17 protein-coding genes are annotated in these 13,776 nt (G+C 61.7%); 5 read left to right on the top strand and 12 right to left on the bottom strand.

Annotated features, from left to right (window positions below; all coding sequences use genetic code 11):
- Window positions 1–123: 123 nt before the first annotated feature.
- Window positions 124–279, top strand: coding sequence for a hypothetical protein (locus CEPID_RS13385; protein ID WP_158408054.1), 156 nt, complete (start codon window positions 124–126; stop codon window positions 277–279).
- 209 nt (window positions 280–488) lie between these two features.
- On the opposite strand, the gene CEPID_RS11860 is transcribed toward CEPID_RS13385, so the two are convergent.
- The 10 genes from CEPID_RS11860 to CEPID_RS11815 all read right to left on the bottom strand — a co-directional run bounded on the left by CEPID_RS11860 (window position 489) and on the right by CEPID_RS11815 (window position 8,311).
- Window positions 489–1,316 carry a 3-hydroxyacyl-CoA dehydrogenase family protein gene (locus CEPID_RS11860; protein ID WP_047241136.1) on the bottom strand — a complete coding sequence of 276 codons (828 nt, stop codon included), beginning with the start codon at window positions 1,314–1,316 and terminating at the stop codon, window positions 489–491.
- On the bottom strand, window positions 1,313–2,044 hold the full coding sequence (locus tag CEPID_RS11855; protein WP_047241135.1) for an enoyl-CoA hydratase/isomerase family protein: 732 nt from the start codon (window positions 2,042–2,044) through the stop codon (window positions 1,313–1,315). Before CEPID_RS11855 ends, CEPID_RS11860 begins: the two co-directional genes overlap by 4 nt.
- A complete protein-coding gene (locus tag CEPID_RS11850) occupies window positions 2,045–3,241 on the bottom strand; it encodes a thiolase family protein (protein ID WP_047241134.1) in 1,197 nt (398 codons plus the stop codon).
- A gap of 1 nt (window position 3,242) precedes the next feature.
- Window positions 3,243–4,013 carry an enoyl-CoA hydratase/isomerase family protein gene (locus CEPID_RS11845; RefSeq protein WP_047241133.1) on the bottom strand — a complete coding sequence of 257 codons (771 nt, stop codon included), beginning with the start codon at window positions 4,011–4,013 and terminating at the stop codon, window positions 3,243–3,245.
- 16 nt (window positions 4,014–4,029) lie between these two features.
- Window positions 4,030–5,166, bottom strand: coding sequence for a 1,2-phenylacetyl-CoA epoxidase subunit PaaE (gene paaE, locus CEPID_RS11840; protein WP_047241132.1), 1,137 nt, complete (start codon window positions 5,164–5,166; stop codon window positions 4,030–4,032).
- Window positions 5,166–5,675 carry a 1,2-phenylacetyl-CoA epoxidase subunit PaaD gene (gene paaD / locus CEPID_RS11835; RefSeq protein ID WP_047241131.1) on the bottom strand — a complete coding sequence of 170 codons (510 nt, stop codon included), beginning with the start codon at window positions 5,673–5,675 and terminating at the stop codon, window positions 5,166–5,168. Before paaD ends, paaE begins: the two co-directional genes overlap by 1 nt.
- A 12-nt stretch (window positions 5,676–5,687) precedes the next feature.
- Complete coding sequence (paaC, locus tag CEPID_RS11830) at window positions 5,688–6,515, bottom strand: 1,2-phenylacetyl-CoA epoxidase subunit PaaC (RefSeq protein WP_201775203.1); 828 nt, start codon at window positions 6,513–6,515, stop codon at window positions 5,688–5,690.
- Window positions 6,512–6,796, bottom strand: a complete 285-nt coding sequence (gene paaB, locus CEPID_RS11825) for a 1,2-phenylacetyl-CoA epoxidase subunit PaaB (protein ID WP_047241130.1) — start codon at window positions 6,794–6,796, stop codon at window positions 6,512–6,514. Before paaB ends, paaC begins: the two co-directional genes overlap by 4 nt.
- Before the next feature lie 10 nt (window positions 6,797–6,806).
- Window positions 6,807–7,763, bottom strand: coding sequence for a 1,2-phenylacetyl-CoA epoxidase subunit PaaA (gene paaA / locus CEPID_RS11820; RefSeq protein ID WP_047241129.1), 957 nt, complete (start codon window positions 7,761–7,763; stop codon window positions 6,807–6,809).
- 101 nt (window positions 7,764–7,864) lie between these two features.
- The gene (locus tag CEPID_RS11815) at window positions 7,865–8,311 is read right to left on the bottom strand and encodes a hotdog fold thioesterase (RefSeq protein WP_236684246.1); all 447 of its coding nucleotides are present in this window, start codon (window positions 8,309–8,311) and stop codon (window positions 7,865–7,867) included.
- Between the two features lie 60 nt (window positions 8,312–8,371).
- Here CEPID_RS11815 and CEPID_RS11810 point away from each other — a divergent pair, with 60 nt between their 5' ends.
- Entirely contained in the window at window positions 8,372–8,962 is a 591-nt protein-coding gene (locus tag CEPID_RS11810; RefSeq protein WP_236684245.1) for a TetR/AcrR family transcriptional regulator, read from the top strand.
- A gap of 21 nt (window positions 8,963–8,983) precedes the next feature.
- On the opposite strand, the gene CEPID_RS13380 is transcribed toward CEPID_RS11810, so the two are convergent.
- The gene (locus CEPID_RS13380) at window positions 8,984–9,139 is read right to left on the bottom strand and encodes a hypothetical protein (RefSeq protein WP_158408053.1); all 156 of its coding nucleotides are present in this window, start codon (window positions 9,137–9,139) and stop codon (window positions 8,984–8,986) included.
- A 203-nt stretch (window positions 9,140–9,342) separates the two neighbouring features.
- Between CEPID_RS13380 and CEPID_RS11805 the strand changes: the two genes are divergently transcribed.
- Together CEPID_RS11805 and CEPID_RS11800 are read left to right on the top strand one after the other, a co-directional pair.
- Window positions 9,343–10,656: an AMP-binding protein gene (locus CEPID_RS11805; RefSeq protein WP_047241126.1), complete on the top strand. Its 1,314-nt coding sequence runs from the start codon at window positions 9,343–9,345 to the stop codon at window positions 10,654–10,656.
- Between the two features lie 96 nt (window positions 10,657–10,752).
- Window positions 10,753–12,078 (top strand): MFS transporter, encoded by a 1,326-nt coding sequence (locus CEPID_RS11800; protein WP_047241125.1) that lies wholly within the window; start codon window positions 10,753–10,755, stop codon window positions 12,076–12,078.
- A 6-nt stretch (window positions 12,079–12,084) separates the two neighbouring features.
- On the opposite strand, the gene CEPID_RS11795 is transcribed toward CEPID_RS11800, so the two are convergent.
- Window positions 12,085–12,930, bottom strand: a complete 846-nt coding sequence (locus CEPID_RS11795; RefSeq protein ID WP_047241124.1) for an SDR family NAD(P)-dependent oxidoreductase — start codon at window positions 12,928–12,930, stop codon at window positions 12,085–12,087.
- Between the two features lie 50 nt (window positions 12,931–12,980).
- Between CEPID_RS11795 and CEPID_RS11790 the strand changes: the two genes are divergently transcribed.
- Window positions 12,981–13,724 (top strand): DUF1295 domain-containing protein, encoded by a 744-nt coding sequence (locus tag CEPID_RS11790; protein ID WP_047241123.1) that lies wholly within the window; start codon window positions 12,981–12,983, stop codon window positions 13,722–13,724.
- Window positions 13,725–13,776 lie beyond the last annotated feature (52 nt).

The raw sequence follows: 13,776 nt of genomic DNA, 5'->3' as shown, positions 1-13,776 counted from the left end.
GCTAAGTCGCGTTGGAAACCTCGCTCAAGTGCAATAGCGTAGCCTTGGACGGATCGGTTGATTACGTCGGGGAGGTAGTTCTTTTAGTGTCGTTCAGAATCAGACCTTCTGAACCCCGGGGGGATGAGTCGTGATTTAGAAGGCCTCGGACGTCGGCAAGCGCCTGGCGTCGGCAAGCGCCTGGTGTCGGCAAGCGCCTGGCGTCGGCAAGCTGCAGATCTGCTAGCGCGTCGCTTCGGTGTAGTCGGACTACCGCGAGGGGCGGAAAATGGTGAATAAAATCCGTTCTGGGTAGTCTGACTACGGCCAAGCGACGACATAGCAAGTGTGCAGCCAAGCCGGGGCGCCCCGAGGCAGGCTGAAATACCTCAACGTGAGGCGGGTTCGTCTCCAGACCGGAATGCGTCCAAAACCTGGAACCCTGTGAGCTCTCAATTCCACAACTCCCACCCGCGCGTCGAAACACGGAGCGAGAGGGACCCTCAAAACTAGTACTCGTAAAACCCCTTGCCGGACTTCCGACCGAGCTCTCCGCGGGCAACCATTTCGCGCATCAGCGCAGGTGGCTCGAAGCGCTCGCCCAACGTCGATGCCAGGTACTCGGAAATTCCCAACCGGACGTCGAGGCCCACGATGTCCGTCAGCGCCAGCGGCCCGACCGGGAACTTGTAGCCCAGCACCATCGCGTTGTCGATGTCCTCCGGCGTCGCCACGCCCTCCTCGACCATGCGGATCGCCTCTAGTGCGATGGCAACACCCAGGCGGGAAGAAGCGAACCCTGGGGCGTCCTTCACCACGATCGGGGTTTTGCCCAGGTCAGAGACCCAGCCCCGAGCGGCTTCGACGAGCTCAGCGGACGTGGTATCCGCTACCACGATCTCCACCAGCTTCGAGGCCGGCACCGGGTTGAAGAAGTGCAGGCCGATGACCCTCTCGGGCGACGGCACCGTCGCCGCCAGGTCTGTCACTGACAGCGACGACGTATTGGATGCAATCACCGCGCCGGGTGCGGCAGCTGCAATGTCCCTGAAAGCGGAAACCTTCATGTCGAAGTTCTCCGGGATGGCCTCAACCACCAACTGACAGCCGGCAAAGCCCGCGCTATCGGCAACGCAGGCAAGCCGGCCCAGGTATTCGCCCAGCGTGCCGGAGGCACCCCGCTCGAGGGATTTCTGCACGTCACGAACGATGCGCTCCTGGGCAGCGGCCGGGTCGAGGTCAACGACGACGACGCGGGCGCCCGTCATCAAGAAGGCGTGGGCAATGCCGGCGCCCATGCGCCCGCCACCGAGAACTCCAACATGCTTCAAAGTCATTTGTTCTTCTTCCTGTCCAAAAAGGCTTGCATACGGTCGAATTTTGCGTCGGATTCAAAGCAGATCGCCTGGGCGATGTTATCAACAAAGGGGTGGGCGGAAGCGGGCATCGCGAAGACCTGCTTGGACAGGCGCACAGCCAGTGGGTCCTGCTTTGCGATGCGGTCCGCCAACTCGTGCGCGGCTGCCAAGACGTCGTCGTGCAGGGCGGTCACGAAGCCAGCGGCCAGGGCCTCCTCGGCGTTAAGAATTCGGCCGGTGAACAGGATCTCCTTGGCCAACGGTTCGCCCACCACTTCGCGCAGGCGCCAGAGCGCACCGGCGGCCGCCATGATGCCCAAACCGGTTTCGGGTTGGCCCACCTTGATGCGCGGGGTGCCGAGTCGGAAATCTGCAGCGAGCGCAAGCTCAGCTCCCCCACCCAGCGCGTAGCCGTCGATCGCGGCGATGACCGGCATTGGCAGGCGGGCAATACGGGAAAAGAGGGTGGAGTTGACGCCGCGGAGGGCGTCGTCACGCCGGCGCTCGCGCAGCTGGCCGATGTCGGCACCGGAAGCGAAGATGCCGTCCGCGCCGACGATGATGAGGATGCGTGGCTCGGCTTCCAACTCCGCGCACAGGGCGTGGAACTCGTTGATCATTTCGGCGTCGATGGCGTTGCGGACTTCGGGGCGCGACATGGTCGCGACAACCCGATCCTCGCCAAAGTCAATGGTCAGCGCGGACATTTATACCCTCTCAATCGCGATCGCGGTGCCCTGGCCAACGCCGACGCACATCGTGGCCACGCCACGCTCGGCCCCCGACTGCTCCAGGCGGGACAGCAACGTGAGCGTGATGCGGGAACCCGAAGAACCTAGCGGGTGGCCAAGTGCGATCGCGCCACCCCACGCGTTCACTCGAGCGGGGTCAAGGCCCAATTCGCGCACGGTCGCTACCGACTGGGTGGCAAATGCCTCATTGATCTCGAACGCATCGACATCGTCCACGGACCAGCCCGCGCGCTCCAGCACCTTGCGGGTCGCTGGGATCGGACCAAGCCCCATCACTGCCGGTTCGAGGCCTACATTCGCATTCGCGACCACCCGGGCGCGCGCCTTGAGGCCGTAGCGCTCCACTGCATCTGAAGACGCCACAATGATGGCCGACGCGCCGTCGTTAAGCGAGCTGGAGTTGCCCGCGGTAACCACTTCCCCGCCTTTGACCACTGGTTTCAGTCGTGCTAGCACCTCAGCCGTAGTGCCGGCGCGCGGGCCCTCATCCACCGACACATAGGTGACATTGCCCTTGCGATCCTTAACTGGCACCGGAGTAATTTCAGCTTCGAATAGACCGGCCTCGATGGCAGCGATGGCGCGGGCCTGCGATTCGACGGCGAAGGCGTCGGCATCCTCGCGGGAGATGTTGCAACGGCGCGCCACTTCCTCAGCAGTCTCGGGCATGGAGAAAGTGGTCTTCTCCTGAGCTGCGAAGATAGGATTCACGAAGCGCCAGCCGATGGAAGTGTCAAAGATCTCCCCCGGCTTCGCAAACGCCTTCTCCGGCTTCGCTTGGACCCATGGGGCGCGGGACATGGACTCCACGCCACCAGCGACTACGACGTCTGCTTGACCGGACTCCACCATGGCAGTAGCCAGGGCGATCGCCGACATGCCGGAGGCGCAGAGTCGGTTGACGGTGATGCCTGGGACCGAGTCCGGGAACCCGGCGAGCAGCCACGCCATACGTGCGACGTTCCGATTCTCCTCGCCGGCGCCGTTGGCATTGCCCAGGATTACTTCGTCGACGGCCTCGGGAGGCAAGCCGGCGTCCTCGACCACCTGGCGAACCACCAAAGCGGCGAGGTCATCGGGTCGCACCGAAGACAGGGCGCCACCGTAGCGGCCGACGGGTGTGCGGGTGCCGGATACGAGATATGCAGCCATGTTACTTCCCCTTGAATTCTGGTCGGCGCTTGTCCTGGAAGGCAGCAAAGCCCTCGAAATAGTCCTCTGAGCTGCAAAGCTCGCCTTGTGCCTTGTTCTCGGCCTCGACGGATTCCCACAGGCCCACGCGTTCGTCGCGAATCTGCTGGACCAGCTGCTTCGACTTCAAGAAGGCCAGGGTCGCGCCGCTGGCCGCCCGTTCAGCACGAGCGCGGGTGAAATCCAGCAGCTCATCGGCTGGAACCGCGCGGGAGAACAGGCCCGCCTGCACAGCCTCCGCCCCGGACATGAGCTCGCCAGTGACGATCAGGTCCATCGCGCGGTGCGCCCCCAGACGCTCCACGAACAGGGCGTGTCCGCCGGAGTCGAGCGTGGCACCCAAATTGGCGAATGGCGAGCCGATCTTGGCATCTTCGGAGACGTAGACGATGTCCGTGGCGATCGCGAGACCCAGGCCCACGCCCAGGCAGGCTCCGTGCACGGCGGCGAAGGTCGGCGCCTCAAAAGCGGCCATCTGGCGCAGTACCGGAGTGACCTTGTTGGCCAGGTAGTCATAGGCGTCGTCGTCGCGCGGGTCCAACCCGGCGATGTTGCGCCCGGCGCAGAACCCACGTCCTTCACCGCGCAGCAGCAGGGCACGTACGCCCGCATCCGCTGCCTCGCGATATGCCGAGGCGAGCGCCGCTAGGGCTGCCTCGTCCACGGCATTCATCGCCTTGGGGTTGTTGAGGACAACCTCGGCGACACCGTCTGCAATGTGCAAATCAATCACAGCTTCTCCTCCCCCTTTAAGAATCGAAGTCCACCGTCAGGCACGGCGAAGTTGGGCGGGTTTGGCAGGTCAGGACGTAGCCGCGTTCCACTTCGTCGGGCTCCAGCGCGTAGTTTTCGTCCATCTCGTATTCGCCCTCTACAACGCGGGCGCGGCAGGTACCACACACGCCGCCAGCGCAGGCGAACGGGACGTCGGAACGCTTGCGCAGCGCTGCGTTCAGCACGGTTTCGTGCGCGGAGACTGGGGAATCGACTTCGCCGGTGAGTCCGTCGAGGGTGAACTTAATCTTGTACACGTCTTCGCCCTCGCGAATCTCCACGGCACGGCCCTGCTGGCCACCTGGGGCATCGGCTGGCTTACCGGTGGCGAAGAGTTCGAAGCGCACGCGGTCCTCGGGAACCCCGCGCTCAGCGAGGGCGTCACGGCAGAGCTGCACCAGCTCAAATGGGCCACAGAGGAACCACTCGTCGGCGTCTTGGCCCAGGACGTTGTCCAGCAGCTGCTCCAGGCGCTCCCCGTCGATACGGCCGGTGAACAGCGGGTTTACTCGGTTTTCGCGGGACAGCACGTGGTGTACGGCAAACCGGGCCGGGTACTTGTCTTTCAAATCACCGATTTCCTCGGCGAACATGACATCGCCCGCGCCCTTGTTGGCGTAAATCAGCTCGAAAGTGTGGTCCTCAGCCGAGGCGAGGAACGCGGAGGCGATCGCCATGATTGGCGTGATGCCGGAACCGGCTGCCACTGCCACCAGGTGCTTCTTGCCTTCGCCAGCTGCAGCAGGATCATTCAAAAACGTCACGTGCGTGCGGGAGGTGAACGCTCCCTGCGGGTTCATCACGTCTATGGTGTCGCCCACCTGGAGCGCGTCGTTGGCCCAGGTAGAAAACACGCCGCCGAGATTCTTCTTGATGCCTACCTTGATCACCGACGCGCCCGTCGATAAGCGCTGCGGGGTGGCGCAGATTGAGTAGGAGCGGCGCACCTCTTGGCCGTCGATTTCGCGACGCAGCGCGACGTACTGGCCGGGGATGTAGTTGTAGTCGTCGGCGAGGTCGGTGGGAACTTCAAAGGAAACCTCGACGGAATCCGGGGTGAGACGACGAATCTCGCTGACCCGTAGGGGGTTAAATTTCACCTTCTGGTTCATTAGTGCACCTTAAAGTAGTCGAACGGTTCGTGGCAGTCGCGGCAGCTGTACAGCGCTTTGCAGGACGTTGAGCCGAAATGGCTGAGTTTTTGGGTGTTGCGGGACCCGCAGCGGGGGCACGCCACCGGTGCGGACAGCGTGAGCGGGATCGGGCCACTGCTTGCTTCTCGACGCTGCGGTGGCGCAATGCCATAATCCTGCAGCTGCTGTTTGCCTTCTTCGGTCATCCAATCTGTGCTCCACGCCGGGTGTAGCACGAGGTCAATGCTGGGGCGGGGGAACCCGGCTGCTTCGACGGCATCTTTCACGTCGGCTGCGATGGTGTCCATCGCGGGGCAGCCGGAATAGGTGGGCGTGATGGTTATGATCGGCTGCTCCCCTTCCCAGCGGACCCCGCGGAGAATGCCCAGGTCCGCGATGGAAATGACAGGGATCTCGGGGTCCGGCACGGTGGCGGCAGCGTCCCACAGCTGGGCTTCCCGCTCGCCGGTGGGCCTGAGCTCGTGCATGCTAGCCCCCGCTTACCAGGTAGCGCCTGGGTGCTGGCGCGCCAGCACCTGCATCTCGGCGAGGATGTATCCGCGTTGCTCGGAGAACATTCCGGTGCGTTGGCCGGAGCGGGCCTGTTTGGTCTGCGGGATCTCCAGGCCGGCCTTGTCGATGATCCAGGCGATCCGCTCGTCGAACTCCGCCTTGAGCGTGGATGGCTTCACCGCGATGCCTTCCAGCTCTTCGTGAATTGGCAAGTCCTCGAAGAGTTCGGCCAGGTAAGGCCACATGTGGTCGAGGCCCTTTTGCATGCGGGTTTTCGACTCTTCGGTACCGAGGCCCAGACGCAGCAGCCACTGGGAGGAGTGGTCGACATGGTAGTCAACTTCCTTGATCGCCTTCGCTGCGATGGCCTTGAGCGTTTCATCGGTGGAGGACAGCAGCACCGTGTAGAGGCCGTGCGCATAGTAGGAGAACAGCAGCTGGCGAGCGATGGTGTGCGCGAAGTCGCCGTTTTCCTGCTCCACGAGGCGGCAGGAGCGGAACTCTTCCTCGTCACGGAAGTACGCGAGGTCGTCCTCGGTCTTGTCCCAGGCGGTGCCCGCGTAGGAAAGCAGGAAGCGGGCGTGTCCGAGGAGGTCCAGGCCGATGTTGGCCAGCGCGATGTCTTCTTCCATCTCGGGGGCCCGGGAGACCCACCAGCCCAGGCGCTGGGCGAGGATCAGGGCGTCGTCACCAAGCATGAGGGCGTATTCCGCGACCTTTTCGGGCGCTTTCACCCCGGAGTTTTGGATGTCCTCGGCAGTGATGGCCTCGCCCATGGACTGGCGAGTGGCGGAGTCGGTCGTCGTGATGCTCACAGGTGCTTCACCCCTTCGGACTTGGTGTAGTAGGTGGCGTGGCGGAAGCTCTTGCCCTGTGCGGACTCAAAGAAGCCGCCCTTAGAATCAGGGTCGGACGCAGTGATTGCCTCGGCAGGGACGACCCAGACTGAGGTGCCTTCGTTGCGACGGGTGTACAGGTCGCGCGCGTTGCGCAGCGCCATCGTGGCGTCGGGTGCGTGCAAAGATCCTGCGTGGACGTGGGAGAGGCCGCGGTTCGTGCGGACAAAAACTTCCCAGAGTGGCCAGTTGTTGGACATGGGTTGCTCCTTAAGCGATCAGGCTGGTGTCTGCGGATTCGTACTTTTCTGCGTAAGCGGCTGCGGCCTCGCGCACCCACGCACCGTCCTCGAAGGCTTGTCGACGCCGCTGGGCCCGCTGCTCGTTGCACGGACCATCGCCCTTGATGACACCGAAGAACTCATCCCAGTCCAGCGCGCCGAAGTCGTAGTGGCCACGCTCCTCGTTCCACTTGAGGTCCGGGTCCTCGAAGTGCAGGCCCAGGGCCTCGGCCTGTGGGACGATCATGTCCACGAAGCGCTGGCGCAGCTCATCGTTGGAGAAGCGCTTGATGTTCCAGGCCATGGACTGCTGGGAGTTTGGCGAGTCATCGTCAGGTGGGCCGAACATCTGCAGGGCCGGGCCGTAGAAGCGGTTGATCGCCTCCTGCGCCATCTGCTTCTGGGCCGGGGTGCCGTTGGCCAGTTCATAGAGGATTTCCCAGCCTTGACGCTGGTGGAAGGATTCTTCCTTACAGACGCGCACCATCGCCCGGCCGTAGGGGCCGTAGGAGCAGCGGCAAAGCGGCACCTGGTTGCAGATCGCGGCACCATCGACGAGCCAGCCGATCGCGCCGACATCTGCCCAGGTGCGCGCCGGGTAGTTGAAGATGGACGAGTACTTGGCCTTGCCTTCGAGGAGCTGGTCGACGAGCGTGTCGCGGTCAGTACCCAGCGTCTCGGCTGCGGAGTACAGGTAGAGTCCGTGACCAGCTTCATCCTGGACTTTCGCCATGAGGATTGCCTTGCGCTTCAGGCTCGGCGCGCGGGTGATCCAGTTCGCTTCCGGCTGCATGCCGATGATTTCGGAGTGGGCATGCTGCGAGATCTGGCGGGTCAGCGTCTTGCGGTAGCCTTCCGGCATCCAGTCGGTTGGCTCGACACGGGAATCATCGGCGATGAGCTGGTCGAAGTGCTGTTGTTCTTGGCTGAGTTCTGGGGTGGTCACGTGGGCCCTCCTCGGTTAATTACTGATCGTTCGGTCAGTATATGTGGAGAGTGTGACGTGGGTCAAGTTATTTTGTGACGGGGGTTACTTAATCTGGTGCTTTAGCGCTGCTCCGGCTTCCCAGGAAGCACCCGAAATGTGCCACGAAACTCGGCGATCGGCTTGCCGTCGCAGGTCAAGCTCACGTCGACGAAGCCGTTGCGACCCCACGACTGTACGGTGCGCGCCACGCCGTCGATACGCTGGCCCTGGAAAGCGGGCGCGATGTAGTGGATCGAGTTGTGCACAGCAACGGCCGTCTGACCTGCGGCGTTGCAAGCGCCGGCGAAGAGGGAGTCGGCGAAGGTAAACAGGATGCCGCCCTGGACCGTGCCGTGACCGTTGCATTGTTCGGGTTGTACGGTGAAGTGGCCGTCGCACTCCCCTACTGCGATGTGTGTGATGGTTGCGCCCAGTGTCTCGGTGGCTGGATCGTTGGAGAACATAGCGCGTACGTGGTCGAATTCTGGGCCGCTTGCGACCCCAGGGGCGAGGATAGAAGTGGTCATGCGCCTAACCATAATGGGAAATTACTGACCGAGTGTTAAGTTTGACTAACATAATGAATCGTGGAGACTCAAACGAAGCAGGGCCGCCCGGGATACAGTCGCGAAGACGTCACGCGCATCGCAGTTCAGGAATTCAACGCGCGAGGCTACGAAGCCACCAGCATGGGCGAGCTAGCGAAGGTGCTTGGCCTCTCGAAATCTGCGATCTACCATCACATTTCCTCTAAAGAGGAGCTGCTGAAGGAAGCCACTGACCGGGCCCTCAAGCTTCTCGACGACCTCGTTGCCGAATGTGATCGCACGCAAGGTCCTGCGGTGGCTCGACTTCGGTTCCTGGTTCGTGGAACTACCTTGGCGCTGTGTCGGGAGCCGGAGTATGTGACGTTGCTGTTGCGATTGCGAGGAAACTCCGAGGTGGAGACGGCGGCGATGGCTCGGCGTCGTGCCTTTACTGGTTACGTGGTTGGCCTAGTGGAAGCTGCGCAGAAAGAGGGGGCGATCGATGCGGATGTCGTGCCTGGGGTAGCTGGTCGTCTGCTGCTTGGCATGGTCAACTCGCTGGTTGAGTGGTACTCCCCTGCTGGTTCGTTGGAGCCGGAAGATGTGGCCGATATCGTAGAGACGATGGTGTTTTTGGGGCTGGAGCTCTAGCTCGACGCCCAGTGCTCCGTGCTAGCGGCGATTTCCCCATCCGGAGTAGAAAATCACGGAGACAAGCCCGAATATTACGGCTGGGATAAGTAGTTTCCAGTCGTACATGAAGCCGTAGGCAATCGCGACCACTGCCAGGAACCCTAGGGCTAATGCAATAAAAATGTTGGCTTTCATGTGCCTAATGCTAGCTGTACTGCGGTTTTGCGTCTAGAGAAAGCTGTGTTTGTGTCCGTTTTGTAATGGTTTGATGCAAAATTTTGGCAAACCTTTGTTAAAAGGGTGGCGCAGGTCACCTTCGTTCGTGTAGTGTGAGTCACACATTAGCTGACCGATTGGTCGGTAATTGGCCGACGATAGTAGAAAGTTGGGCACTACCTGTGACTTCCGCTTACGACATCACTTCTTCCCATCACGGTCCGGAGACCGGAATTGAGTTCGCGAGTCGCGACGAGATCACCGCGCTACAGACTGCGCGCGCAAAAAACACGCTGCGACATGCTTATTACAACGTGCCACACTACCGTCGCGTGTTCGACGAAATGGGCGTGCATCCGGACGATTTTAAGGAGCTCAGCGACCTCGCTAAGTTCCCGTTCACCGAGAAGAAGGACCTGCGTGCCGAGTACCCATTCGGCATGTTCGCAGTAGGCGATCACCAGATTGCCCGCATTCACGCGTCCTCCGGAACCACCGGGCTGCCCACCGTGGTCGGCTACACCCGCAAGGACATTGAGACCTGGGCTGACCTGGTTGCGCGTTCTTTGCGTGCCGGTGGCGTCCGCCCGGGCGACAAGGTGCAGGTAGCGTTCGGCTACGGGCTGTTTACCGGCGGGTTGGGGGCGCACTATGGCGTCGAGAAGCTGGGCGCGACGGCGATCCCTACCTCGGGTGGCATGACCGAACGCCAGGTGCAGATCATTAGGGACTTCAAGCCGGACGCGATCATGGCGACGCCGTCGTACATGCTCAACGTGGTTGATCGTATGCGTCAGGAAGGCATGGATCCAGCGGAGACGTCGCTACGCGTGGGCATCTTCGGTGCCGAGCCGTGGAGCGAGGGTATGCGCCGCGAACTCGAGACGGGACTGGGCATCGATGCGACCGACATCTACGGACTTTCCGAGGTCATGGGGCCGGGTGTCGCGCAGGAATGCGTGGAGACCAAGGACGGCCTCACGATCTGGGAAGACCACTTCTACCCAGAGATCGTGGACCCGGAAACCCTGCAGCCGGTGCCGGACGGCGAGCTCGGCGAGCTGGTCATCACTCCGCTGACCAAGGAAGCTTTCCCGGTCATCCGCTACCGCACGCATGACCTCACCCGCCTCCTGCCTGGCACCGCGCGCTCGATGCGACGGCTGGCCCGCATCAGCGCGCGTAACGACGACATGATCATCCTCCGTGGCGTCAACTGCTTCCCGTCTCAATTCGAGGAACTCATCGTCGAAGAAGATGCGTTGAAGACCAAGTACCAGTGCGTCCTCGACCGCAAGGGACGCATGGACACCCTGACCATCCTGGTGGAAGGTAACCCAGACTTCGCCAAGGATGTGCAAGACGATGCCGGCCGTCACCTGCAAAAGCAGATCAAGAACCGGATCGGCATCACCGTGGGCGTCGAAGTCCTAGACCATGTGGACACCGGCGAAGGCAAAGCAAAGCGCCTCGTGGACAACCGTCCGAAGGACTAATTGCCTCCCCCTCGTACCCTCTGCTTTCGCGGCGGTCGTCCCAGCCAGTGGCGGCCGCCGACTTTCCTTAACTCACTTAAAGAGAAAGTAACACCCATGACTACTGCTACATCTACGCAAACCAATTACGAGCCAACACCACTGACCGCGGAACACCGACGAGTCTTGGCTGGATCGATGGTGGGTACCACCATCGAATGGTTTGACTTCTTCATTTACGCGCAGGCAGCGGGGCTGATCTTCGCGGCGCAATACTTCAACCCGGCGTCGAATAGCTCGCCTGCCCTTGCACAGATCGTGTCGTGGGCGTCAATCGGTATTTCCTTCCTGTTTCGCCCGCTGGGCGCGGTGATCGCGGGGCATTTGGGAGATCGCCTGGGTCGTAAAATTGTGCTGGTCCTGACGCTGTTCGGTATGGGTGGTGCCACTGTCGCGATGGGTCTGCTGCCGAACTATGCAGCCATCGGAATCGCGGCGCCCCTGCTCTTGGTGGTGCTGCGCATTATTCAGGGGCTGTCGGCTGGCGGTGAATGGGGTGGCGCTGCGCTGCTCGCGGTGGAACATGCCCCGGTCAACCGTCGTTCCTACTTCGGGTCGTACCCGCAGGTAGGCGTGCCGGCCGGTATGTTCCTGGCTACCACCTTCATGCTGGTGCTTACCCGCGTGACCACCGATGAACAGTTCAACGCGTGGGGCTGGCGTATCCCGTTCCTGTCTTCCATCGTGATGATCGGCATCGGCTACTTTATCCGCCGCATGGTGGAGGAATCACCGGTTTTCGCCGAGCTGCAGAATCTGCAGAAAGAATCCTCTGCCCCACTGAGTGTGCTGTTCAAGCGGCACACCAAGGATGTCTTCATCGCGGCTTTCATCTTCTCGGGCTGCAACGCTGCGGGCTACTTGGCGATCGCCTTCTTCAATTCCTACGGTACGAAGGTGCTGCACTTGCCGAAGTCCCAGGTGCTGTTCGTGTCACTGCTCAGCTCGATCACCTGGCTGATTGGCACGTTGTGGTCGGGTCTGCTCGGAGACAAGATCGGCAAGCGCAAGACCTTCGCCTGGGCTTATGTGGCGATGATTATCTACGCTGTGCCGATGTGGCTGCTGATTGACACCAAGAGCATCGTGCTCTTCGCAATCGCGGCTCTCATCCTCGGCATCCTGCTCGGGGCTACCTATGGTCCGCAGTCCGCACTGTACGCGGAGATGTTCCCAGCTGACATCCGACTGTCGGGCGTATCCATCTCCTACGCGATCGGTTCCATCTTCGGTGGTGCGTTCGCACCGATGATCGCGCAGATGCTGCTCAACAAGACGGGATCTTCGCTCTCGATCGGTGTCTACATCGCCGGAGTGTCGTTGCTGTCTCTGATTGCCGTGCTTTTGGTGCCAAAGGAAGTCGAAGGCCGCAGCCTCCACTAATTTGCACTAGCTGGTAGCAGCCTCAGCGAACGCCCACAGCCTCTCAGCGAGCTGTGGGTTTTTCGCGCTTTCCGAGGCCCTAACGAGGCGAGGATAACCCCGCAACTCCCCCAGCCCGGACGGGCCGACCAGGCTTACCGGCGGCAGGTCTTGGGTAGCCGCGAAAAGCGTCGTCAGGGCGCCTTGCTCGGAGGAGTTAGCTAATCGACGCGCCACCTGGCTTACCACCCCTTGCCCAAAGCTACTTCGCGCGGGGTTGGCCAAAGTGGTATCGGACCAGCCCGGGTGCGAGGTTTGAACATCGAAGCTGGCTTTTGACTGCAGTGCGTGCGCCCACAACAAATCTGCGAGCTTGGATTGGCTATAGGCCCGCGCTTGAGACCAGGGGCGTTTGGTGAAGTGAGGGTCGTCGAAATCGAACTTGGCTCGGTGGTGCGTGACCGAGGTAACGATGACTACTCGGCGTCGTACCTGCTCAGCTATCAGGTTTGTGAAAAGAAATGGACCCAGAAGATTGACGCCCAGGTGCCATTCGAAACCGTCGGGAGTTTCGCTGCGGACGCTGGTGGTGCTGCCCGCGTTGTTGATGAGGACGTCGACCCGCGGAACGTGCTCGGTGGCCGCTCGCACGCTCGAAAGTTGCGAGAGATCGAGCGGGATTACCGTGGCGTCGCCTAGCTCGCGGGCCACTTCGGCACCCCGAGCCGCGTCGCGGACTCCGAGGATGATGTGTGCGCCTCGGGCGCTGGCGGCGCGTGCCGTAGCGAGGCCGAGGCCTCGGGTGGCACCCGTTATCAGCCACGTTTCCCCGTGAAGATCTGGCAGGTCAGAGGCGGTCCAGTGTGAACGCATGGTGAGGCCTTTCGCGAGCAGGTCAGCAGGAAAAAGCCTAACATTGACGAATGACTTTAGACCTGTTCATCGTCGCGTGGATCGGCATTGCCCTGTTTGCCCTCGCAGCGCTGTGGTTCATCGATGCCCCCTATGGCCGCCAAATGCGCTCTGGTTGGGGGCCGGGGGTGCCCAACCGCCTGGCGTGGACGCTCATGGAAGTCGTGGTGCTGGTCAGCTTCTACGCTGTGGTGTGGGCTAGTGGCGTGGAGCTTAGCTTGCCGACGATCACCTTCGCCGCGCTACTGACCTGCCACTATGTCAACCGATCCTTCATCTACCCCTGGCGCACGCGCACCAAGGGTAAGGTCATGCCGCTGTCGATCATGCTGATGTCCGTGCTGTTTAACTCGGTCAACGGCTTCTTTTTGGGCAGTGATTTAACGGCGCTGAATAGGGATTCGAGTTGGTTTAGCGATCCGCGGTTTATGATTGGGCTGGTTATATTTGGGTGTGGCATGGCGCTGAACATGCACAGCGATAACATTCTGCTGCGCCTGCGCAAACCTGGCGATACGGGCTATCACATCCCGCGCGGGGGCGCGTTCCGTTGGGTGACCAGCCCTAACCTGCTGGGGGAAATCATTGAGTGGATCGGCTTTGCGATCCTCACCTGGAGCCTCTCCGGACTCGCGTTCGCCTTGTGGACCTGCGCGAATCTGGTCCCCCGTGCGCGTAGTAATCAGCGCTGGTATCAGCAGAAATTCCCCGACTACCCGAGTGATCGTCGCGTCCTCGTGCCGGGCGTCTGGTAGGCGTCGATAAGCCAGGCCCTGAATAAAACGACCGTCAGGTGCACTCGGGAGT

This window comes from Corynebacterium epidermidicanis (genome assembly GCF_001021025.1).
Classification (GTDB): Bacteria; Actinomycetota; Actinomycetes; order Mycobacteriales; family Mycobacteriaceae; genus Corynebacterium; species Corynebacterium epidermidicanis.
Note: the sequence above shows the minus strand (reverse complement) of the source record. Positions and strands in the feature narration are given on the sequence as shown.

Coding starts and splice junctions, on each gene's coding strand:
- CEPID_RS11860 (WP_047241136.1), bottom strand. CDS start 1,316: ATGACTTTGAAGCATGTTGGAGTTCTCGGTGGCGGGCGCATGGGCGCC.
- CEPID_RS11850 (WP_047241134.1), bottom strand. CDS start 3,241: ATGGCTGCATATCTCGTATCCGGCACCCGCACACCCGTCGGCCGCTAC.
- CEPID_RS11800 (WP_047241125.1), top strand. CDS start 10,753: ATGACTACTGCTACATCTACGCAAACCAATTACGAGCCAACACCACTG.
- CEPID_RS13380 (WP_158408053.1), bottom strand. CDS start 9,139: ATGAAAGCCAACATTTTTATTGCATTAGCCCTAGGGTTCCTGGCAGTG.
- CEPID_RS13385 (WP_158408054.1), top strand. CDS start 124: ATGAGTCGTGATTTAGAAGGCCTCGGACGTCGGCAAGCGCCTGGCGTC.
- paaB (WP_047241130.1), bottom strand. CDS start 6,796: ATGTCCAACAACTGGCCACTCTGGGAAGTTTTTGTCCGCACGAACCGC.
- CEPID_RS11855 (WP_047241135.1), bottom strand. CDS start 2,044: ATGTCCGCGCTGACCATTGACTTTGGCGAGGATCGGGTTGTCGCGACC.
- paaE (WP_047241132.1), bottom strand. CDS start 5,166: ATGAACCAGAAGGTGAAATTTAACCCCCTACGGGTCAGCGAGATTCGT.
- CEPID_RS11815 (WP_236684246.1), bottom strand. CDS start 8,311: ATGACCACTTCTATCCTCGCCCCTGGGGTCGCAAGCGGCCCAGAATTC.
- paaD (WP_047241131.1), bottom strand. CDS start 5,675: ATGCACGAGCTCAGGCCCACCGGCGAGCGGGAAGCCCAGCTGTGGGAC.
- CEPID_RS11790 (WP_047241123.1), top strand. CDS start 12,981: ATGACTTTAGACCTGTTCATCGTCGCGTGGATCGGCATTGCCCTGTTT.
- CEPID_RS11795 (WP_047241124.1), bottom strand. CDS start 12,930: ATGCGTTCACACTGGACCGCCTCTGACCTGCCAGATCTTCACGGGGAA.